General features: G+C 46.9%; 14 protein-coding genes. 11 read left to right on the forward strand and 3 right to left on the reverse strand.

What is annotated here, in order from left to right; all coding sequences use genetic code 11:
• Positions 1 to 76: 76 nt before the first annotated feature.
• From BMZ56_RS00855 to BMZ56_RS00890, 8 genes are all read left to right on the forward strand, one after another.
• Positions 77 to 3190: a SusC/RagA family TonB-linked outer membrane protein gene (locus BMZ56_RS00855; protein ID WP_090622746.1), complete on the forward strand. Its 3114-nt coding sequence runs from the start codon at positions 77 to 79 to the stop codon at positions 3188 to 3190.
• An 18-nt stretch (positions 3191 to 3208) separates the two neighbouring features.
• Positions 3209 to 5116 carry a RagB/SusD family nutrient uptake outer membrane protein gene (locus BMZ56_RS00860; protein ID WP_090622750.1) on the forward strand — a complete coding sequence of 636 codons (1908 nt, stop codon included), beginning with the start codon at positions 3209 to 3211 and terminating at the stop codon, positions 5114 to 5116.
• Positions 5117 to 5334: 218 nt separating this feature from the next.
• On the forward strand, positions 5335 to 6678 hold the full coding sequence (locus BMZ56_RS00865) for a Gfo/Idh/MocA family protein (protein WP_090622753.1): 1344 nt from the start codon (positions 5335 to 5337) through the stop codon (positions 6676 to 6678).
• A gap of 14 nt (positions 6679 to 6692) precedes the next feature.
• Positions 6693 to 7781 carry a DUF6807 domain-containing protein gene (locus BMZ56_RS00870; protein ID WP_090622756.1) on the forward strand — a complete coding sequence of 363 codons (1089 nt, stop codon included), beginning with the start codon at positions 6693 to 6695 and terminating at the stop codon, positions 7779 to 7781.
• A 213-nt stretch (positions 7782 to 7994) separates the two neighbouring features.
• Positions 7995 to 9368, forward strand: coding sequence for a tagaturonate reductase (locus BMZ56_RS00875; RefSeq protein ID WP_090622760.1), 1374 nt, complete (start codon positions 7995 to 7997; stop codon positions 9366 to 9368).
• Positions 9369 to 9371: 3 nt separating this feature from the next.
• On the forward strand, positions 9372 to 11015 hold the full coding sequence (locus BMZ56_RS00880; RefSeq protein WP_090622764.1) for a UxaA family hydrolase: 1644 nt from the start codon (positions 9372 to 9374) through the stop codon (positions 11013 to 11015).
• A gap of 16 nt (positions 11016 to 11031) precedes the next feature.
• On the forward strand, positions 11032 to 12447 hold the full coding sequence (gene uxaC, locus BMZ56_RS00885; protein WP_090622768.1) for a glucuronate isomerase: 1416 nt from the start codon (positions 11032 to 11034) through the stop codon (positions 12445 to 12447).
• A 119-nt stretch (positions 12448 to 12566) separates the two neighbouring features.
• Positions 12567 to 14015, forward strand: coding sequence for an MFS transporter (locus BMZ56_RS00890; protein WP_090624384.1), 1449 nt, complete (start codon positions 12567 to 12569; stop codon positions 14013 to 14015).
• 83 nt (positions 14016 to 14098) lie between these two features.
• On the opposite strand, the gene BMZ56_RS00895 is transcribed toward BMZ56_RS00890, so the two are convergent.
• Together BMZ56_RS00895 and BMZ56_RS00900 are read right to left on the reverse strand one after the other, a co-directional pair.
• Positions 14099 to 15886: a DEAD/DEAH box helicase gene (locus BMZ56_RS00895; protein WP_090622772.1), complete on the reverse strand. Its 1788-nt coding sequence runs from the start codon at positions 15884 to 15886 to the stop codon at positions 14099 to 14101.
• Between the two features lie 196 nt (positions 15887 to 16082).
• Positions 16083 to 17405, reverse strand: coding sequence for an OmpA family protein (locus tag BMZ56_RS00900; protein WP_090622777.1), 1323 nt, complete (start codon positions 17403 to 17405; stop codon positions 16083 to 16085).
• 414 nt (positions 17406 to 17819) lie between these two features.
• Between BMZ56_RS00900 and alaS the strand changes: the two genes are divergently transcribed.
• The 3 genes from alaS (at position 17820) to BMZ56_RS00915 (ending at position 22409) form a co-directional block, all read left to right on the forward strand.
• A complete protein-coding gene (alaS, locus tag BMZ56_RS00905; RefSeq protein WP_090622781.1) occupies positions 17820 to 20525 on the forward strand; it encodes an alanine--tRNA ligase in 2706 nt (901 codons plus the stop codon).
• A complete protein-coding gene (locus BMZ56_RS00910; protein ID WP_245893024.1) occupies positions 20526 to 21623 on the forward strand; it encodes a TlpA disulfide reductase family protein in 1098 nt (365 codons plus the stop codon).
• 99 nt (positions 21624 to 21722) lie between these two features.
• A complete protein-coding gene (locus tag BMZ56_RS00915; RefSeq protein WP_090622785.1) occupies positions 21723 to 22409 on the forward strand; it encodes a response regulator transcription factor in 687 nt (228 codons plus the stop codon).
• Here the strand turns inward: BMZ56_RS00915 and hutH are convergent.
• Positions 22406 to 23968: a histidine ammonia-lyase gene (gene hutH / locus BMZ56_RS00920; protein WP_090622788.1), complete on the reverse strand. Its 1563-nt coding sequence runs from the start codon at positions 23966 to 23968 to the stop codon at positions 22406 to 22408. The two genes, BMZ56_RS00915 and hutH, sit on opposite strands and share 4 nt — an antisense overlap.
• Between the last annotated feature and the right edge of the window lie 59 nt (positions 23969 to 24027).

The following is a 24027-nucleotide window of genomic DNA, read 5'->3' on the forward strand; positions in this document are numbered from 1 at the left end:
GATTATTGTCGCTATAATTGTTGTACATACGCTTATATGCCCTCAGCATAAAGGCATCCAATTAAAATCTATAATTATGAGGCAAGTACTAGTTATTAGTGTTCTGTTTTTGTGCGTGGTTTTCCATGCGGTAGGCCAAACGTCCCTCACGGGCAAAGTGACAGATTCCTTTGGCGATTCACTTCCAGGTGCTACGGTGACAGTTAAAGGAACGTCAATTTCAACAGTAACCAATGGGGAGGGGAATTACTCGCTTTCCAATGTCCCAAAAAACGCTATTTTGCTCGTTTCATTTATCGGAATGAAGACGCAAGAAATTGCGGTTGGGAACAGGGCAACAATTGATGTAGCATTAGCTGGCGAGGCCACGCAAATGGACGAAGCAGTGGTGGTAGGTTACGGCGTTCAGAAAAAAATCAATGTAATCGGTTCCGTTTCAACGTTATCTTCGGAGGAGATTACTGCCGCACCGGCTCCCAATGTTTCCAGTGCATTAAGTGGCCGTGTGCCTGGTCTATTCGTTACGCAGTCGAGCGGGCGCCCGGGTGCTGATAATGCCAGCTTAAATATAAGAGGAAAGGCAACGATTGGGTATCGCGAAGATACGGGTATTGATAATACCGCTGTTCTCGTGGTTATTGACGGTATTCCCGGACGAGATCTTAATTCCATAGAGCCCGGAGATATTGAAAGCCTATCCGTTTTGAAAGATGCTTCTGCGGCCATTTACGGTTCTCGCGCTGCGAATGGGGTAATATTGGTCACTACAAAATCAGGAAAGGAAAGTCCGCCAAGGTTCGAATTTGATTTTTATTCCGGATGGTCTTCGGCGTCGGTACTTCCGGAAATGACCGATGCTGCTACGTATGCCACCATGGTACGGGAAGTACAATCCTACAGAGGGATTCCTGAAGAAAATATGGCCTATTCGACTGAAGATGTTGAAAAGTTCAAATCGGGCAATTATCCATGGACCCATCCGAACACCGATTGGTTCAAGAGCGTGATAAAAGATTATTCAAAGAGCGACCATTATAGTTTTAGGGTATCAGGTGGTTCCAAAGATGTAAAGTATTACGGCGGATTCGGTGTGCAGAAGGACGATGGAATCTATAAATCCGGATCCTCATCTCATAATCGGTATAATTATCGACTCAACTTACAAGCGGATTTAAATGAGTACATCAGGCTCAACTTGAACGTAGCTGGAACGCAATCTAATATAATGGATCCTTATAACACGGAGTTTACCAGTATTATCCGTAACCTGCCGGTGTCTACGGCTATTTGGCCAACGGGCGAACCGGGCCCTGATATTGAAAAGGCGCAGCAACCGGTAACAGATACCGATGCGGATAAAACAGGGTATACAGATAACAAACGTTATACCAGTCAGAATATGCTGACCGCTACGGTAAAAATTCCCTGGGTGGACGGGTTATCCGTAGTCGGCAACTACTCGTACGATATGGTCTTTGGTGTGCAGAAATATGTAAGAGATCTGGCAACGTTATATTTTTTGGACAAAGATGCCTACTTGGCGGCTGGAAACGATGGTAGCCAAAATGGCCAGGCCTTTTTAACGCCTCAGATTCGAGCTGAAATAGCCGATCCAAGGGTAGAAGATACCTATAGCGATGCAAAACGAGTAACGGGTAGTTTGAAGATAAATTATGACAAATCGTTCGATAAGCACTCCATAAGCACATTTGCCGCTGTTGAAAGCATGGACTATCTTGACAAGGGAATTACTGCGTACCGCAGAGGTTTTCAAACGGTTGCCCTGCCGTATCTGAATTTTGGATCGACTGAGGAAATGAGTAATAACTCGTCTGCAAGCATCGACGCCCGGCTAAACTATTTTGGAAGACTTGCTTATAATTACGACAGTAAGTATCTGTTTGAATTTACTTTTCGAAGAGACGGTTCCCTTCGGTTTTCCAAAGATGTCGGTCGCTGGGGAAATTTCCCGAGTGTTCTTTTAGGGTGGACTGCCTCAAGCGAGGATTTCTGGCAGAATAATATCCAGGCAATTAATTATTTTAAATTAAAGGCCTCATGGGGGCAGTTGGGAAACGATGCTGTGCTCCCGTTTCAATACCTGACAATGTATGCAATAGGTGATGGACAGTCATTTGGACCATCGAGAGGTTATCAGACCAGTTTGTACCAGGTTGGAGAACCCAATCCCAACATCACCTGGGAAGTAGCCAATGTCTTCAATTTGGGATTTGAATCGCTTTTGCTGGATAGTAAAATCAGATTTGACGTTGACGCGTTCTATCAAAAACGCACCGACATTCTCGTGGCCCGGAATGCTTCCGTGCCGGATTTTACGGGGCTGTCTTTACCGGATGAGAACTTTGGAATCGTATCGAGCAAAGGATTTGATGCAACATTTGGATATCGCAGTAAATCGACAAACTTCGACTATGCCATAACCGGCATATTTTCCTTTGCGCGTAATAAGATTGTCGAATATGATGAGCCGGCAGTTTCGTATGATTGGCAGCGGCTAACCGGGCATCCTACGACCGCTTTTTTACAATATAAAGCCATTGGGATCTATAAAGATGCAGATCAGGTCAACGCTACACCGCATGTTCCGGGAGCAAGACCCGGGGATGTGATATTGGCAGATTACAATGGAGACGGTGAAATCACGGAAGCCGATCGGATTGTTTACAATCTGAACGGGGACCCGGAAATTACTTTTGGCGTTAATCTTTCTGTGCGGTACAAAAATATACAATTGCAGGCGTTGGTACAGGGGGTTGGAAACAACTGGCGGCGGATTGCTGATACAGAAGGTGATTTTATATACATGGGAACCTTCGGTAATTACTTTCAATATTATGCAAATGATAGATGGACGGAATCCAATACCGATGCAACGATGCATAGAGCATTTGAACGGGTAGAAGAATACTGGAGAAAAGATGCATATCTATCCAGTTTTGATTATTATAACATGGCGTTTGCCCGTCTTAAAAGCGTGGAGCTTTCTTATACATTTACGGAGAACCTATTGAAATCAGTACGACTTAAAGGAGCAAGCGTATATGTTACCGGTAAAAATCTGTTTTTTCTGTATAACAAAAATGCAGTGGGAACAGATCCGGAAGTAGCTTCGGTCTCTACTTATCCCACTACCCGGGTGCTGGCATTGGGTGCAAGGGTCTCTTTTTAATCGATAAACAGCAAAGTTATGAAACGATATTTGATAGTTGCCTTCTTGTTTTTTGCTACTGCATGCAGCAAAAATATTCTAGATAAAACTCCTTTGGACCAATATTCGGATGAAATCGTATGGTCCAGTCCGGAGCTTGCAAGTTCTTACCTGAATTACTGTTACGACGGACTTGGTCATGGTTTTCAGAGTGTTAAAGCAAGTAATTTTACCGATGAGGCTATATTTGGAAGAGGGGCGAGTACAACCACGCTTCTGAACGGAACGATGTCTCCCGATGCCGCCATTGGCCAGCATTTTATGGAGCCGTATCGGTGGACGCAATTCGAACAGATACAGCGTATCAATCAGTTCCTTGAGAAAATTGATGGGATTGCAGATACCTATCCTTCCGGACAACAAGCGGACGTAAAAATAAAAACAGATATTTTAAAAGGAGAGGCGTTGTTTTTGCGGGCATTCAATTATTGCAACATGGCCCGTAGCTACGGAGGTTTGCCTTTATTGAACAAAGCGGCTAAATTAAATGATGATTTTTCGACAGTTACAAGGGCCACTTTTGAAGAAACCGTTAATTTTATCGTGGCAGACTGTGACGCTGCCGCCGCACTGTTGCCGCTTAAATCGGAACAAGTGCTGGGACGGGCGTGTAAAGAAGCTGCTTTAGCGCTTAAAGCAAGGATGTTATTATTTGCAGCAAGTGAGCTCACAGCCGGGGACGTGTCAGGTATCGGTATAAGTGCCGACAATGCGCTTGTTCACTACGTAAATCCCGATAGGACTGCATTATGGACAGCTGCAAAAAATGCTGCTAAGGAGTTAATGGAACTTCCCGGTTCTTCGTTGGCATTGGCCGATTTCGGGGCATCGGGTGGTGATAAGGCAACGGTAGCGCAAAACTATCGAGCGTTGACAGGAAATAGCACCACACCGGCCGACGGTGAATTCATATTTGCGAAAATGTTTGATCAAGCATTGGGTACCCGGCACCGGAATAATCAAATAGACGGACCAAACGGGTATGATGGACTTTATGGAAGAAATGCACCGCTACAACGAATGGTGGATGAATACGAAATGGAGGATGGTACAGATTTCTTTGATCATTATTATATCGAAGAGGTGGCTGAGGGATCAAACACGGGCAGGTATATAAAAAATAAGCCGGAAACTACGGGTTTTGAAGATCAAAACCCCTATCATAATCGTGAAGCGAGATTTTATGCGAATGTATTGTATGATAGCGCCATATATGACATTGAACCCAGGCCCTCGAGCTTAAAACTTCGGGACCCTGTAGGGATTTACGATAGACGTACGCGCGTGACGATCAAAGCGGATGGATCAGAGACGGTTGTCTACGGATTGGATACACGTAACGGCCCGATTGTAGCGGGCAACGGTAATTATGTCGGGTATTTGACAATGAAATGGGTGCAGCAAGGGGTTACCGGTAGCACAGATTATAATTTCAACATTTGGCCTTATCTCCGCTACACCGAAGTGGTACTTGGCTACGCGGAAGCTTGCTGGGAGTTAGGCGAATATGAAGAAACCAGAACGTGGGTGGATTTTTTCAGAAACCGTGTACTTCTTCCCAATACGACCGCAACGGATGCTGAATTAAGAGATGCGTTAAGGCATGAACGGAAAATTGAACTATATGGGGAAGAATCACGGTGGTTTGACATAAGAAGGTGGGTAATCATGGCCGAAACGATGACGCCGCCACAGTATGGTGTCGAAATCACGGAAATAACCGATAATAGGAACACACCAGCAACGGTTACAACTACATGGAAATATAATCAGGCAATGCCAAACAATATCATGACAAATGCCGTATATTGGTTGCCCATCACAACAACTGAGCGCCAGAAAGCTCCTCAATTGTTGCAAAACCCCAATTATCGCGAGGATATTTAATTTAAACGATTCCGGTGCCAGAAGATTTCGCAAACGTTTTCGGTAACGATTGCGGAAATAAAAGGGCCGGATTCCTTCTTCGGCTTGAAAGATTACGGTATCATTGTAGTCAAGTGCTAACTGATTACTAAAAGAAAAGGCGATCGGTGCATTTATCAAGCGATCCTGTATTTTGACCATTAATATAGTAATAGTCACCATTATAAAATCAAATAGAGATGAAATCAACAAATTCACGCCGAGAATTTATCAAACAGGCTTCAATGGGAGCCGGAGTCGCTGGGCTATCCGCGATGGGGTTCAGCGCAAAAAGCTATGCAAAGATTATCGGAGCTAACGACCGGGTGCGGGTAGGTATCGTTGGATTTTCCAATCGGTTTAGAGGCTCGCTGTTCCCAGCCTTTATGAATCATGCAAAGGCTCAGAATTTTGAATTTGTAGCAGTTTCGGACTTGTGGAATCGCCGTCGTGACGAAGCATATGCCTATGCGAAGGAAAAGGCAGGTATTGAAATCGCAAAGTACCGCAACAACGATGAACTTTTTCCACGGACCGATGTGGATGCAGTGATCATCAGTACGGCTGACTTCCAGCATGCCCTGATTGCGGCGGATGCCGTGCGCCACGGAAAGGATGTGTACGTAGAAAAGCCGATGGCAGAATCCATCGAAGATGCCAAAACGCTACGGAAAGCGGTGGAAGAAACCGGAAAGATTCTTCAGGTTGGGTCGCAGCGGCGCAGTGCTCCTAACTACATCGCGGCCAACGAGTACATCCGGTCCGGCAAATTCGGAGACATTAAAATGGTAGAAATGACCTGGAATGTGAATCAGCCCGGTCGCTGGCGTTTGCCCGAGTTAACAAAGGAAATCCGCGAAAAGGATACCGATTGGAACCGTTTCCTGATGAACCGCCCGAAAGTGGCGTGGAATCCACGCTATTACCTCGAATACCGCCTGTTCTGGCCCTATTCGTCCGGAATCTTCGGCCAGTGGATGGCTCACCAAATCGATACTGTACACTGGTTTACAGACCTGCCGCATCCGCGTAGCGTAGTTGCGAATGGAGGTATCTATATGTGGAACGATGGCCGTATCAACCCGGATACACTGACTGCGGTGATGGACTATGGCCCGGCAAACGACCCTACAAAAGGATTCCAAGTGCAATATTCGTCGCGGTTTACCAACTCCGCCGGTGGTGTGAAGGAACTGTACTTCTCGAACGCGGGCTCACTAAACCTTGATACCAATGAAGTGACTTCAGAGGGCGGGTTAACGCAGCGTATGGCAGACCAGATGGGAATGAAGGAAAATCTCCTTGAGCCATTTACCCTTTCAAATGCTGCAAAAATAGAAACGTCAGCAAATACCGGAAGTGATCCGATGACTTCATTACACATGCTGAATTGGATGGAATGCGTGCGGAATCGGAAAAAACCGAATGCAGATGTCGTGGCCGGATACAATCACTCTGTAGCCAATATTATGGGACACACGGCCTATGAGACCGGCAAACGGGTAACGTTCGACGACGAAAAGCAAGAAGTAGTGGTTTCTTAATTGATGAGACGCAGATGAAAACAGCAACTATTTTAGTAGGTGCCCTTGCGCTATCCACAGCCCTTGCGGGCTGCGGACAATCCCAGTCGGGACAGTCGCAGTCCGAACAGGGGTCAGCTGAGCAGACCGATCGGTTCTCGTTCGTTGAGCATCCCGAAAGTAACAGCATAGCGGTATTGCTTGACGGGCAGCCTTATACCGCCTATTGTTATGCTGACAGCTTAAAAAAGCCGGTATTGTTCCCCTTACGTACCAAAGGCGGGCATTTCATAACGAGAGGATGGCCCGTGCAGCCTCGGGCAAACGAGCGAACAGATCATCCACACCACATTGGACTGTGGTTTAATTATGGCGATGTAAACGGGCTTGATTTTTGGAACAACTCACCGGCCATCCCAGCCGAAAAGCGGATGGGCTACGGAAGTATCCACCACGCAGCCGTTAACGAGACAGAAAGTAAGGGAAATACGGGGGTCCTTGATGTCACTAAATATTGGATGGGACCGCAGGGAGACAGTCTCTTGAAAGAAGATACCCGGTATGTTTTCCAAGTGGAAGACGATAGCAGTACTTCCATTGAGCTGGATATCAAATTGACGGCACTGAAAGATGTGTCACTGAAGGATAATAAAGAAGGTGTGCTGGGCATACGGCTAGCCCGTGAGCTCGAACATCCCTCCGATCAGCCCGCTAAATTTACCGATGCCAACGGCATTGTCACTGAAGTGGCGAAGGCCAACAACGAGGGAGTTACCGGGCACTACGTGAGCAGCGAAGGTATCGAGGGTGATGATGTGTGGGGAACACGGGGAAAATGGGTTACACTTAATGGAACCATCCAAGGAGAGGACGTATCGCTCGTTATTCTTGATCATTCCGGGAATCCGGGATATCCCACGTATTGGCATGCACGCGGCTACGGGCTGTTCGCGGCTAATCCGCTGGGACAGAAAGAACTCAGTGGTGGAAAAGATGTGCTGAATTTCAAATTGGATAACGGCTCATCAACCCGGTTCAGGTATAAGGTCTTAATCCATGCTGGAAGCAAATTGGATGCTGCTGCCATCAACGATCGGTTTGTGGAATTCAGCGGTCAACAATAAACCACTTTCTTATCCGAATTGCGCAAACGTTGCCGGCAACGTTTGCGCAATTATAATGATTCAATTGTTTCGTTCCTTATTCACCAAGCTGTAAAATTGCAATGGTAAGTGATTAGTGAGTTTGCCACATGGGTGAAACTTGTTAGGTCAGCGGCTTTGTGCGTCGACGAAATGCAGGTCATTAAAAATAAGAAAGATCAATAACTATTTTAAATGAATTTACTGAACAGGCAATTAATTAAGGAACGTCCTTATCCTGAAAAGGTACTCCAATTCGGAACAGGTGTATTGCTTCGTGGGTTGCCAGACTATTTTATTGAAAAAGCGAATAAAACGGGGCTATTTGGCGGAAGTATCGTTGTAGTGAAGTCGACGGCGTCGGGAGGTACGGATAAATTCGAGCTGCAGGATAATTTGTATACGCTCCATATCAAAGGACTTGAAAAAGGAGTGGATGTACAGGATGTGCTGTTGGTATCGGCAATCAGCCGAGTCGTTTCCGCTGCCAGCGATTGGACGGCTATTTTGGACGTCGCCAGAAACCCCGAAGTGGAAACGGTTATTTCAAATACCACCGAAGTAGGAATTGTTTTCGACGAGCAGGATGATCCGCTGACTTCGCCACCGGTGTCTTTTCCTGGTAAACTGACCGCAGTTTTGTTGGAACGGTTCCGTGCTTTCAGCGGCGCGAAGGACAAGGGTATGATTATTCTTCCCACCGAACTTATTGATAAAAATGGGGATGTGTTGCGGGACATCATAATCGCAATGGCCGAGCGTCATCAGTTGGGAGCTGATTTTATCAATTGGATAAAACGCTGTAACCATTTTTGCAATACGCTGGTTGACCGGATTGTACCGGGTAGTTTGAGTGCATCCGAACAGGAACAAGCGGAAAGCCAGCTAGGCTATAAAGATGAGTTGGCCATTATGGCTGAACCATTTTGCCTTTGGGCCATCGAGTCGTCCCATCCGCGTGTGTCGGAAGTGCTCTCATTTGCACGCGCAGACAAACGGGTGGTGATTACCCCTGATATTCAGAAATTTAAAGAGCTGAAACTTCGCCTGCTCAACGGAAGCCACACGTTTGCGTGTGGATTGGCCATACTGGCGGGCTTCGATACGGTCAAAGAGGCCATGGCCGATCCGGTGTTTTCGAAGTATGTAAAACAAGTGATGCACAAAGAGATTATTCCTACCTTGTTAGAGGTAGGAATAGATAAGGGAGAAGCGTCGGAATTTGCAGACCATGTGATTGATCGGTTCGGAAACCCATACCTCCATCATCAATGGCAGAGCATCAGTACAAACTACACGTCTAAAATGCGGATGCGCAACCTGCCGACGATCGCACGTTATGTGCAACGGTATAACGAAGTGCCGGCCTACATGGCGTTGGGTTTTGCAGGGTATTTACAGTTTATGAAGGCTACGGAAGGCAATGAATTGTTCGCCGTGTGGGAAGCGGATCTACTGCCATACACCGGTTTCCGGAATGCAGTGGAGGACTACATAACCCGTCTGGAGACACAGCCTGTATTGGACGTGATCAATCAATTGAATAGAAACGAGGAAGCGAGGGATTAGGTTATGGATGTCCGTGTATTGAAAATTCACCCCGACGATAATGTGTTGGTTGCCTTGCAGGACCTAAAGTCGGGTGAGCGCGTCGTCTGCGACGGCAACGCCTACGTGCTGATGGAAGATATAGCCGCAAAGCATAAATTTTTTACCGACGACCTGTCTGCGGGCAGCGCAGTGATGATGTACGGTGTGATAGTGGGACGTGCGTTACACGATGTGAAAGCCGGGCAATGGATGAGTACGGGCAACGTAAGGCATGCTACGGAACCCTATGGCTATCGGCCGTACCACTATACATGGGAGGTGCCGGATGTTTCTACGTTTGAAAACCGGTCGTTCCTCGGCTATCATCGTAGCGATGGACGCGTAGGGACTGCCAATTATTGGCTGTTTATCCCCACCGTATTCTGCGAGAACCGTAACCTGGACGTGATACGGGAGGCGATGCACAACGAACTGGGGTATGCCGTTACGGATAGGTATCGCGCTAAGACCCATATGCTGCGCAAACTGTACCAGCAGGGAGAGGACGTGGCTTCAGCCGACCTCACGGTGCGTGAATCGGTTGTGCCGGTAGACCGGCTATTTAAGAATGTGGATGGCATTAAGTTCCTTAACCATCAAGGAGGGTGTGGCGGTATCCGGCAGGATGCGGCGGTATTGGGTAAATTGCTGGCCGCATATGCCAATCATCCCAACGTAGCAGGGGTTACGGTACTTAGCCTCGGATGCCAAAATCTACAGGTACGTGATTTCCTGGATGACCTCTATGCATTGAATCCGAAATTCGACAAACCCTTGCTGATTTTTGAGCAACAACAATCCCAAAGCGAAGAACAACTGGTTACAGATGCAATCCGGCAAACCTTTATCGGTCTTATTGAGGCCGATAAATGCATACGTAGTCCGGCACCCTTGAGTAAACTCTCCATCGGCGTTAAATGTGGCGGAAGCGATGGCTTTAGCGGTATATCGGCCAATCCGGCGGTAGGGCATTGTGCTGATCTACTGGTTGCCCTCGGCGGGACCGTCTTGTTGGCCGAATTTCCGGAACTATGCGGCGCGGAGCAAAACTTAATTGATCGGACGATCGACGAAGAGGCCGCCCATAAATTCATTCGGTTGATGAAGGACTACAGCGAAGCAGCCGATCGGGTAGGATCCGGCTTCCACATGAATCCTTCTCCGGGAAATATACGCGATGGATTGATAACGGATGCCATCAAGAGCAATGGGGCAGCAAAAAAAGGGGGGACCTCGCCAGTCGTCGATGTGCTTGACTATACCGAACAGGCTACAAAACCCGGATTGAATTTGGTCTGTACACCTGGAAACGACGTTGAGGCAACAACAGGTAAAGCAGCAAGCGGCGCAACATTGATCCTGTTTACCACCGGACTGGGTACACCCACTGGGAATCCGATCTGCCCGGTCATCAAGGTTGCGACCAACACGGGCCTCGCGGAACGGATGGCCGATATCATCGATATCGATTGCGGTCCGATCATAGCGGGAACACGGACCATCCAGCAGATGGGAGAAGATATATTGGCGTATTGCATACGCGCAGCTTCGGGCGAAGTAGTACCAAAAGCGGTACAGCTTAACCAGGACGACTTTATTCCTTGGAAACGGGGAGTTTCATTGTAACAAAGCAACATACAAAATGAAGAAATTTTTGGATGAGCATTTTCTGTTGAGTACAGATACCGCTCAGATTTTATACCATGAATATGCGGCAAACATGCCCATCATTGATTATCATTGCCACCTGCCGCCGCAACAGATCGCTGAGAATACCCATTTTGATAATATCACACAGGTGTGGCTCAATGGCGATCATTACAAATGGAGGGCCATGCGGACAAACGGTGTCGATGAACGTTATATTACCGGCGATGCATCCGACCGTGAGAAATTCCGTAAATGGGCCGAAACGGTGCCTTACACCATGCGGAACCCGCTGTATCACTGGACACACCTAGAGCTGCAACGCTATTTCGGTATATCGGAACTCCTAAATCCAGGTACCGCAGATCGCATATTTGATGAGACCGAGGAAAAACTCCAATCACCAGAATACCGCGTGCGCGGATTGCTGGAACGCATGAATGTGAAAATCATCTGTACGACAGATGACCCCACAGATACACTCGATTTTCACCAGCAATTGCGCGAAGAAGCCTACGAAATCCCGGTCTTCCCGGCATTTCGCCCAGATGCAGGAATGAATCTCAGCGACCTGGGTAAATTTAAAGCGTACGTTGCGGCTTTGGAGAACGTGTCGGGTCGCTCCATCTCAGGTTTTGACGATTACCTATACGCGCTCAAATCCCGCCATGATTTTTTTGCATCTATGGGCTGCTGTGTGTCCGACCATGGATTGGAAGAGATATATGCCGAAGACTATACGGATGAAGAGGTTCGACGCATCTTTGAAAAGGCGTTGACGGGACAGGCAGTGTCCGACTTGGAACACCGGAAATTTAAATCGGCGCTGTTGCTCGTATTTGCGCAATGGGATGCGGAAAAAAATTGGGTGCAGCAATATCACTTGGGCGCTTTGCGCAATAACAATTCGCGGATGATGGCGAAACTGGGGCCCGATACCGGTTGGGATTCCATCGGTGACTTCCGACATGGAAAAGCGCTTTCTAAATTTCTCGATAGGCTCGATCGTGATAATCAACTGGCAAAGACAATTTTATATAACCTGAACCCAGCCGACAATGAATTGATGGCAACGATGATCGGAAATTTCAATGACGGGTCTGTGGCTGGTAAGATTCAATTTGGGTCAGCCTGGTGGTTCCTCGACCAAAAAGATGGAATGATCAAACAGATCAATGCATTAGCCAATATGGGGTTGTTAAGCCGCTTTTTGGGTATGCTGACCGATTCACGAAGTTTCCTTTCCTTCCCCCGCCACGAGTATTTCCGGCGGCTCCTGTGCGACTTATTCGGAACGGAAATTGAAAATGGTGAATTGCCAAATGACCTGCCATGGATCGGACGGATGATCCAAGATATCTGCTATCACAACGCAAACCGGTACTTTGGCTGGAATGAACTTTCGCGGTGAGAGCGAAAACGATTTCGAAGAAATTCGGTAATAAAGCGGGGCATTTCAACAAGTGTTGTTATATTTGGCTGGCGTAAACGTTTACGCGATATAAATCTAATCACATTAAAACTTATATGATGACTTCTAGCCAGCGAGCCAGTAAATACAGATGGACGATTTGCTATTTGCTTTTTTTTGCCACTACAATCAATTATTTGGATAGACAGGTTCTTTCATTGACGTGGAAAGATTTCATCGTTCCGGAGTTTCATTGGACGAATAGTGATTATGGAAATATCGCCGCCATCTTTTCGTTGGTATATGCCATCGGAATGCTGTTCGCGGGGAGGTTTGTGGATTGGCTGGATACCAAAAAAGGGTTTCTATGGGCAATTGGTATCTGGTCTGTTGGTGCTTGTTTGCATGCATATTGCGGGATTGCTACAGCGGGTGTCCTCACGGGCAATTGGTTTGTCGGTTTTGAACAGGCGAAAGAGTTGCTTGGTACGGTCGGCGATGTAGGGAGCGTCATTTCGGTCAGCGTCTCCTTGTTTATTGTTGCCCGGATTGTGTTAGCACTTGGTGAATCGGGCAATTTTCCGGCAGCCATTAAAGCGACGGCGGAGTTTTTTCCAAAAAAAGACCGTGGATTTGCGACTAGTATTTTTAACGCCGGATCAACAGTAGGAGCATTGGCTGCACCGGTGACCGTTCCCTTTATTGCAGAAGCTTATGGTTGGGAGGCATCCTTTATCATTATCGGGGCATTGGGATTCATCTGGATGGGTTTTTGGCTTTTCATGTACAAAAAGCCGCATGAGCACCCCAAAGTCAATGCGGCTGAGCTGGCTTATATTCAGCAGGACGATGTGGAAAAACAGCCGTCGACGGCGACGGACCAACCGTCGGTACGTAGAAAAATGTCTTTCTTGCAGGCATTTGGATACAGGCAAACATGGGCGTTTGCGGTAGGCAAATTCATGACGGACGGAGTTTGGTGGTTTTTCCTGTTTTGGACGCCTGCATACCTTAGTTCGGTTTATAATTTAGACTCTACGGAAAGCGCGCTACATATATTTGTGCTCTATGCACTCACATTGTTGTCGATAATAGGCGGATGGCTGCCTACTTATTTTGTAGATAAAAAGGGAATGAATGCGTATGCCGGCCGAATGAAATCAATGCTGATCTTTGCGTTCTTCCCGTTATTGACACTGCTTGCACAGCCGTTGGGTCATATCTCCGTATGGATTCCGATATTGATTATCGGTATAGCTGCTGCAGCGCACCAAGCGTGGTCTGCGAATATTTTTTCGACAATCGGCGATATGTTTCCACGGTCAAGTGTGGCCACCATTACCGGAATCGGCGGAATGGCCGGTGGTGTCGGGTCCTTCTTTATCAACAAAGGATCGGGCATGCTTTTCGATCATGCAGCCAACACAGATATGAAATTTATGGGCTTTACTGGAATTGAATCGGGATATTTCATTATTTTTTCAATTTGTTCGGTTGCCTATTTAATCGGCTGGGTCATCATGAAGTCGCTGGTGCCGCATTATGCACCGATAACGGATATTGACTAGTACGGTGATTAATAATTGTGGCCGTCACAAAAAAATCCTTTAGCGAGAAGCTAAAGGATTTTTTTAATAATAAGGGTCGTTTCCTACCAACGGCTTTTTTCTCTACGTTTTCCTCCCGAGAAATCCCGGAAACCGCCACCGTTTTCACGCTTGCGGCGGCCACCATTGTAATCCGATGATCCGTTACGGAACGATCGGTTACGTTTTTCTCCGCCACGGCTATCCCCGCGCCCTTCTCCGGCATTTTCCACGCGTACACTGCGGCCATTGAATTCAGCGTTTTGAAATCCGCTGAATACCTTGTCAACCGAAGCATTCTCGACTTCAAAAAACGTGTAAACACCTTTCAGATCAATTTTGCCGATAGACTTGCCACTTATATGTGTTGTATTGCAGATATATCCGAGGATATCCCCGCGGGTGAATTCATCCACCGAACCGAGATTAATGAATAAACGGGTGTAATCCGATTTATAGCCATCGCGGCCAAAACGCTCACCTTTACCTTTTCGTTCGCGATCGAAGCTATTGCGTCCTTCATTGGCATCCACATTGAGATCCGGCGCATTTTGATAATATTCCAAAAAGCGGTTGAATTCAAGTGAGGCAAATCGTTTGATGATTTCTTCCTTGCTCAGATCGGCAAAGCTTTCTAGGATTTTTGGTAAATAGGGATCGATGTGATCGTCATTTACGGAAACCTGCTGCACCTTGTGGATCATGGCAAACAACTGGCTTTCTACTACCGCTTCGCCCCTTGGGACCTCCATTTTGACAAAGGATTTACCAATGACTTTCTCAATCTGGCGTATCTTACCCAGTTCTTTGAGATTTACCAATGAAAGTGAAATACCCGTTTTACCGGCCCGCGCGGTACGGCCGCTTCGGTGGGTGTAGTTTTCGATTTCGTCCGGCAGCGAATAGTTAATGACGTGTGTTACATCATTTACGTCGATGCCACGTGCAGCAACATCGGTAGCAATCAATAGTTGAAGGCTACGTTCGCGATAGCGTTTCATTACTTTGTCCCGCTGTTGTTGCGAGAGATCGCCATGCAGCGAGTCGGCATTATAACCGTCCTTGATGAGGGACTCAGCAATTTCCTGGGTTTCAACTTTTGTACGGCAGAATACGATACCGAAAATCTCGGGATTTGAATCCACAATGCGCTTAAAAGCTGCATACTTGTCGCGCGCACGTATTACGTAGTAGTGGTGTTCGATATTGGCGTTACCACTGTTTTTGGTGCCTACAGTAAGTTCAAATGGATCGGTCATGTAATTTTTCGCAATCCGCCGAACTTCGGCAGGCATGGTGGCTGAGAACAGCCATGTTTTTTTCTCATCCGGAGTAGTGGACAGGATATTGTTGATGTCTTCCTGAAAGCCCATGTTGAGCATTTCATCAGCTTCATCCAACACCACATACCTTACATTAGAAAAATCGATGGCATTGCGACCAATAATGTCGAGCATGCGTCCTGGGGTGGCCACGACAATTTGCACGCCTCGACGGATCTGCCGCAACTGATCGCTGATGCTAGCACCGCCGTAAACGGCGACTACATGGACATTCGGAATGTTCTTGGCAAATTTTTCGATGTCTTTGGAAATCTGCAGACACAACTCGCGCGTAGGACATAGTACCAACGCTTGCGGGTGTCGCTGTGAAAAATCCAATAGTTCTAATAAGGGCAGACCAAACGCTGCTGTTTTGCCGGTACCGGTTTGGGCTAATCCGACAAAATCGTTGCTGCCTGTCAAAAGTACGGGAACGGCTTGTTCCTGGATGGGAGTGGGTTTCTCGAAACCTAACTCTGTGATGGCATTAACAATATCATGACGGATCCCCAGTTCAATAAATGGGTTCATGAATATTATGTATACAATAGGCACTATTGCCTAAGGCGGTGCAAAGGTAAGGTTAATTTATTGAAATTCAAAGAGAGAAGTGTTGAAAGTAAAAAGTAAAAAATCAAACATAAAAAGTGAATGGGTTAAGTAAGAAAGCAAAAGCCGGTCTGAATTACCAGGCCGGCTTTTTGACTTTTAACTTTTGGTTTTTAACTTAATACAGCGTGAACTCCACCCGTCGATTTTGTTGGCGGCCTTCTGCCGTGTTGTTGCTGGCAATTGGCTGGGTTGGACCATATCCGGTAGCTTCAATACGCGATGGATTGGCACCTTTGCTTACAAGGTAAGCTTTTACGGCCTCGGCCCTTTCTTTCGAAAGACGCATATTGGTTTGCATAGAGCCGGTGTTGTCCGTATGGCCCGCCAATTTGAGACTGAAGTTTTTCTCAATAAGCAACGCCGCAACCTTATTGAGGCTAGCATGTGAGGTTGCCCGAATTGTGGCTTTCCCTAAGTCAAATTCCAGATTTTGGATGGCCTCATCCACAACTCGCCGATCTTCATCTGTTACGGTAATTTGTTGAACAACGGGAGCTTTGGGTTCAGGTAAAGGACATCCCGCACCATCCACCTTGGTTTTTTCGGGTGTATCAGGACATTTGTCGTATCGGTTTGCTACGCCGTCGCCATCATCATCTGCAAGATCTGCATACAGGCGTTCCAGTTGTGATTTTAATTTTTCGTTCTCTGCTTTTTGAGCGTCAAGCGTTGCTTTCTGAGCAACCAACTCGTCATACTGAGCGGTATACTCTTTTTGCATGGCTGATACCGGGTTGCTGTTGGCAAGGAACGGTTTGCTCCGGTCACCAAGCGCAAACTCCACACCAACGTGGGCATAGGAGAAGATGTCTTTGGACCCGCCGTGGCTTGAGCCATCAAAATTAGCAGACTGAACGAGGTTAAGGCGATAACCTAAATCGATGGCAATGTCATTGGACACCCCAAATTTCAGTCCGACACCACCGGGTACAAAGAGCTTCGTAGTTTGATCGTAATCGGTGGTCACACCGTTTATTTCAGAAGAAGGCTCAAAGCCCAGGGCACCCAGACCGACATTAGCGTAAGGCTTGATCAGCCCCTGATGCTGCCGCCAGTTGATGTTGGCAAGGGTGACGTGGGCAGACACAGCCACTGACCACGGTAGTTTGGTTTCAAACGAGTTGCCGTTGTTTTCCCGCACTCCGGATACTTTCCCGCCCACATATTCAGCTTGTATACCAAAACCGGGAAGAATTTGCCTTTTTACATAAAGACCATAGCCAAAGTTGTTTTCGACTTGGTCGAATTTACGCCGTAAACCGATCAGGTTCGACTGGTTTAAGAGGCCGCCATGTACGCCGATAGACCACGTCCGATATTCAGTGTCTGGTGCAAAAGGCTTTACTTCATTTAGGGTTGGTGTTTGCGCAACCAATTGTGTTACAGATAGGATGCCTGCTGCGGCAAGCCATCCGGTTTTGGTAATATTTATTCTCATTCGTCCGTAATTAGTTTATTATTTTATCCCCATTAAGCAATTAGCGAGCCATTTATTAAAAAAATAGGATATGTTTCAAAGTTTCCAAGTAGTTTTCTGATATTTTTACCATTAAAAATAAACAATAACTAGATTAAAAGTTAATGCAATTTTACTAGATATCATATATATATATATGGTAAAAATTAGGTGTTTTTATCGTATTTAATACGATAACAATACGATGAAAATACGATAATGATACGATGAATTTTAAATAATATATCCTATTTATTTAAAGTCTATTTATTTTTCAATATAGAACGAGTTTCTGAATTTGGTCTGCCCAGTTTAGCCGCCGTTACGTTTACCTATGAAATTGCAATTGCATGCTATTTTGCCTAAATTTGCGCAAAAGATTAACAATCGTTTTCAATGACAAGTAGGGAAATCCGCGAAGCTTTTCTGGCTTTTTTTAAAAATAAAGGGCATCATATTGTGCCCTCTGCTCCGGTGGTCGTGAAAAATGACCCGACACTGATGTTTACCAATGCTGGTATGAACCAGTTCAAGGATATCTTTTTGGGAGATGCCCGGGCGAATTTTTCTCGTATAACGGATACTCAACGCTGTTTGCGTGTATCGGGAAAACATAATGACTTGGAAGAGGTAGGGATCGATACCTATCACCATACGTTGTTCGAAATGCTGGGAAACTGGAGCTTCGGTGATTATTTCAAGAAAGAAGCAATTGCATGGAGCTGGGAGTTACTTACCGAAGTATATAAACTGGATAAAGACCGCCTTTATGTAACCATCTTTGAGGGCGACAAAGCAGATGGACTGTCCCAAGACGATGAAGCATATACGTATTGGAAAGAAATCATCGCCGAAGACCGCATCTTACTTGGCAATAAAAAAGATAATTTTTGGGAAATGGGAGATACGGGACCTTGCGGCCCCTGTTCCGAAATCCATGTGGATTGCCGCGCCGACGCCGAGCGGAATGCGGTGGACGGGAAGACGCTTGTAAACGCCGATCATCCGCAAGTGATTGAAATCTGGAACCTCGTGTTTATGCAGTTTAACCGTCAAAAAGATGGTTCACTCCATCCGCTGCCCGCGAAACATGTAGATACCGGAATGGGTTTCGAACGCTTGGTACGGGTAATCCAGGGTAAATCTTCTAACTACGATACGGATGTATTCCAACCCATCATTGGGTATATCGCTCGAAAAGCAGGTATTACGTATGGTAGCAATGAAAAGACGGATATTGCCATGCGGGTGCTGGCTGACCATATTCGAGCCATTAGCTTTACCATAGCCGACGGCCAATTGCCTTCAAACAATAAGGCAGGATATGTAATCCGGCGCATTTTAAGGCGCGCCGTTCGATATGCATATACATTTCTCCATTTCAAAGAGCCATTTTTACACGAGCTGGTGCCGCTATTGGCAAAGCAATTTGAAGGAGTGTTTGACGAATTGATAGCTCAGCAGGAGTTTGTGCAGAAGGTGGTACTGGAAGAAGAACAGTCTTTTCTGCGTACATTAGTTACAGGTGTACAACGTTTTGAAAATTATATTTTGGAAGATGGAGCATTGAGAAATAGTGCTTTACGGGGAGAATTGAATAAATCGCTTGGCGATGCAAATAGTTGCGATGATAAACGGCACGCTAAAGTGATAGATGGGGACTTCGCTTTTGAACTATATGACACATACGGGTTTCCAATTGACTTAACCGAACTGTTGGCGAGGGAAAAAGGTTGGCGTATAGACATGGCTCGATTCCAACAGGCGCTGGATGAACAAAGGAACCGTTCGAGGGCCGCTACTGCCATCGATACCGATGACTGGGTCGTACTGCAGGAAAGCGAATCGGTAGATTTTGTTGGATATGACCAAATGGAATGCGAAACCGAAATTCTTAAATATCGGAAAGTTGCCGCCAAGGGAAAAGAGCAATATCAACTGGTGTTGACCGCTACGCCGTTCTATGCAGAGGGTGGAGGCCAAGTAGGCGATACGGGGATGTTGGTTTCACGTGAGACTGGTGAAAAAATAGTCATTACCGATACAAAAAAAGAAAACGGGCTCGCTGTACATTATGCGCAGTCGTTGCCGACCGATTTACGGGGTACATTTGTTGCTGCGATAAATGCAGAAAGACGGCGCGATATCGAAGGAAATCATTCGGCTACCCACTTGCTGCATGCGGCGTTGAAACAAGTGCTTGGAAATCATGTGAACCAAAAAGGCTCGCTGGTTAACACCGATTACCTCCGTTTTGACTTCTCGCATTTTGCAAAAGTGAATGACGACGAGCTTTTACAGATTGAACGCATTGTGAATGATAAAATAAGAGAAAATATTCCATTGAAAGAAGAACGGGATGTGCCCTTCCAACAAGCAATTGATGCCGGGGTGACCGCATTGTTTGGGGAAAAATATGGCGATCATGTGCGTGTGATTACGTTTGATGACCGATTTTCAAAGGAACTCTGTGGGGGTACACATGTGCAGGCAACCGGACAGATCGGCTTTTTCAAAATTGTTGCCGAAAGTGCTGTGGCGGCGGGAGTAAGACGCATAGAAGCTATTACAGGAAGCGCAGCAGAGCGCTTTATCGAAGAGCAGGTAAAGACCGTTAGCAGGTTCCGGGAGCTGCTTAACAATCCGAAAGACCTGGCGTCGGCACTGAATCGGCTGTTGGATGAGAATAACTCGCTACGGAAAGAGGTTGAGCGCACCGTGACTGACAAGGCACTTCAATTAAAGGATAAACTGACAGCTAAGGCGTTGGATATCGACGGAGTGAGTTTTATTGCTGATCAGATAGATCTTCCTAATGCAGAGGCAGTAAAGACCCTGGCTTATGCTTTAAAAGGTGGAGTCGAAAATCTGTTTCTTGTACTGGGAGCCGAAATAAATGGGAAACCGTTGCTTACGGTAGTTGTTTCAGATAGTTTGATCAAACAAAAGGATTGGAATGCCGGCACCATTGTACGTGAACTGGCAAAGGAAATTCAGGGAGGTGGTGGTGGCCAACCTTTTTATGCAACAGCGGGAGGTAAGGATGCCAGCGGCTTACCCCGCGCGCTGGCCAACGCAAAAGAATTTGTAATGTCTCAATAGATGATACGATTAAGTGTAATAACAGGGATTTTGGTGTGTTTGTTGTCGGCGTGTGCTAATGACGACCAGTTTACAATTGAAGGTGAAATACACCATGCGGGAAACATACGTACCGTTGTCTTGTATGAGGGAGACCGGAAATTGGATTCCGTGTTTTTGAACGAACAGGGCGAATTCGTGTTGCGCCGGGCAGCGGCGAATCCGCGGCTGCTCACGTTGCAAGCCGGAAATAACAAATATCACTTAATACTGCAGAATGGTGACCGCGTTATGTTTCGCACCGATTTGATGTCCGAAGGGAATACCTACGAACTTTCCGGTTCTCCGTTATCTGAAAAAATACAGCATTTTGCCGGTACGATTACTGAGAAAGAACAATTTGAAGCCGAGTTGGAAGCTTCGTTTGCCACGCAGGCAGCGGGGTTGGACGATGCCAAGCTTACGGACCTGCGGCAGCAATTTATGCAAAAATACCGCGAGCATATGCAGGCATACACAGATGCTGCTATCCAGTTTGCAAATGAACACGACGACTTGGCTGGCTTTTTTGCCATGAGCACACTGGATAAGGAATTGGCGGAAGCGGAGCTGGTCGCTTATGCAGACCGGATTGCGGGTCGATGGAATGACAACGTACAGGTACGGCAATTTGTGGAGGAAATGGCGCGTCTGAAGCGGCTGGCAGTGGGGCAGCCGGCACCTGATTTTGAGTCGATCACACCGGATAATAAGCGCGTGAAACTATCAGACTTCCAGGGCAAATATACGCTCGTAGATTTTTGGGCCTCCTGGTGCGTGCCCTGCCGTCAGGAAAATCCGAATATTGTAACACAATATCACGCCTTTAAAGATAAAGGGTTTACGATATTGGGTGTGTCATTAGACGATAATCCCGGCTCTTGGATGCGTGCCATAAAAGACGATGGGCTGGAATGGACTCAAGTTTCAGACTTACAGCAATGGGGCAGCGAGGTGGTGGGTCTGTACCGGATACAGGCGATTCCTGCCTCTTATCTACTTGATCCAAAGGGAATAATTATCGCAAAAAACTTAAGAGGTCCTGAATTGGCGACCTTTTTAAAGAAAACGTTGGATTAGTGAATATTCTGTGTTAATGACATGTGCTGTTTAATGATTTGTTAATATTGGTTTAACAATGATTTGTCAATAAGTACATACTTTAGCAAAAAAAACACGATGAGCACTGCAAAACAAAAGATTCTGGTGGTCGACGATGAACCCGATATCGTGGAGCTGATTGCCTATAACCTCAAACGGGAGGGTTATCAGGTACACACCGCGTCCAACGGTCAAGAGGCTGTCACGACGGCAAAAAAGATCATGCCTGACCTGATTATCCTGGACGTAATGATGCCCAAAATGGATGGAATAGAAGCCTGTCGTATCATGCGGGCCATGCCGGAGTTCAAAAGCACGTTCATGGTGTTTCTTACCGCCCGGAGTGAAGAGTATTCGGAGATCGCGGGATTTAATGTTGGTGCGGATGATTACATCGCTAAACCCATCAAACCACGCGCCCTCCTAAGCCGCATCAATGCAATCCTACGGCGGAACGCACCTACCGATGAACTCCCTAATGAGAAGCTGGAGATCTCGGATTTGGTAATTGATCGGGAAGCTTTCCTGGTGTTTAAGAACGGGGAAAAGATCGTGCTGGCAAAGAAGGAATTTGAACTGCTTTACCTGCTGGCCTCCAAACCGGGTAAAGTGTATACCCGGGAGGTAATTCTAAAGAATATCTGGGAAGATTCGGTGGTGGTTACCAATCGGACCATTGATGTACACATCCGTAAACTGCGTGAAAAAATAGGCGAAAATTATGTTTCTACGGTAAAAGGCGTGGGATATAAATTTGAGGCTTAAATGCCAAATACATCATAGTTGGGTTTGTTGAGGTGATAACCGGACGCCTCGGCAGCTTGATTCGCCTCGTCGAGCAGCCGGCCACTGCTGATCAGCTGCTGCAGCTTGTTGATATCATCGGCGAAGATACGGTCACGATCCGCGAAAGGAACTTCTTTTCTTACCAAGCTATGGCATGCCTCCAATACCTCCGATGACCTGAGAGGGCGGCGGAAATCCAGCGCCTGGGCAGCATATAGCAGCTCGACAGCCAAAATATATTCGAGATTGTCGATAACTTTGTTCAATTTACGCGCACCGATCGCGCCCATCGACACGTGGTCTTCCTGTCCCAGTGATGTCGGGATGCTGTCGGCACTTGCTGGAAAGCACAACGTCTTATTTTCGGAGACCAATGCCGCTGCCGTATATTGCGGTACCATGAAGCCCGAATGGAGACCGGCGTCCGGTATTAGCAGTTTGGGGAGGCCGTAACGCCCTTCGATGGTGAGGTAACTCCGGCGATCAGAGATGTTGCCAAGTTCTGCAGCACCGACGGTGGCGTAGTCGATAGCGATAGCCAACGGCTGGCCGTGGAAATTACCGCCGCTAATGGCTTCGTGCTGTCCCAGTACAATCGGATTATCGGTGACCGCATTAATTTCAATTTCGGTGAGCTCCTTGAGATGTAGCCACGCCGTCCGCGAAGCGCCGTGTACCTGAGGCATACATCGTAGCGAATAAGGGTCCTGTACCCGTCCACAATCCGGATGTGAGTTGGCGATCTCTGAGGTATGGAGCAATTCCCACAAGCGATGGGCGACTAATTGATTTCCCGGAAACGGGCGGAGCTCGTGCAGACGGGCATCAAACGGCTTGTAAGAGCCCATGAGTCCTTCCAACGACATCGCGCCGATAAGGTCGGCTACCTCGAGGGTAGTATACATCCGGTGTAAAGCATGCACGGAATGGGCCGCAATGAATTGCGTGCCGTTGATCAACGCCAATCCTTCCTTGGGACCAAGCTGTAATGGAGACATTCCGCAGGCCTTCAGTGCAACTTCGGCTGGCATAATGTTTCCTTTGAAACATACTTCGCCAAGCCCAATGAGTGGTAAGAAAAGATGGGCGAGCGGAGCGAGGTCGCCCGATGCTCCCACCGAACCCTGTGACGGAACCATAGGGATAATGTCCTGTTCAGCCATCCAGATGATACGCTCCAATGTACGCAACTGTACACCGGAATAGCCCTGGGCAAGCGCCTGCGCCTTCATGATCATCATGGTTTTGGCAATAGAGACAGGGAGAGGGGTGCCAACGCCTACCGCATGGCTTTGCAGTAGGTTACATTGTAGCTGGTTGACGTCTTTGGCGGAGATGACGGTGTTGCATAAGGGACCGAATCCCGTATTGATGCCGTACACCACTTCACGGTTGGACACCATGTCTTTTACGAATGATGCCGACTGATCCACTTTATGCCGCGCCTTGGCAGAAAGTGTCCCTTGGAGTCGCCCGTGAGTGAGTGCTAAAACCGACCTTATGGTAAGTTTATCAGTGCCGTACCGAAAGTTCTTCATGACATGTCCAAAAGTGATTCGGTGATTCGCTTGGATTGCGCCAAATTTACATGTGCGTC

It is taken from the genome of Parapedobacter indicus (genome assembly GCF_900113765.1).
Classification (GTDB): domain Bacteria; phylum Bacteroidota; class Bacteroidia; order Sphingobacteriales; family Sphingobacteriaceae; genus Parapedobacter; species Parapedobacter indicus.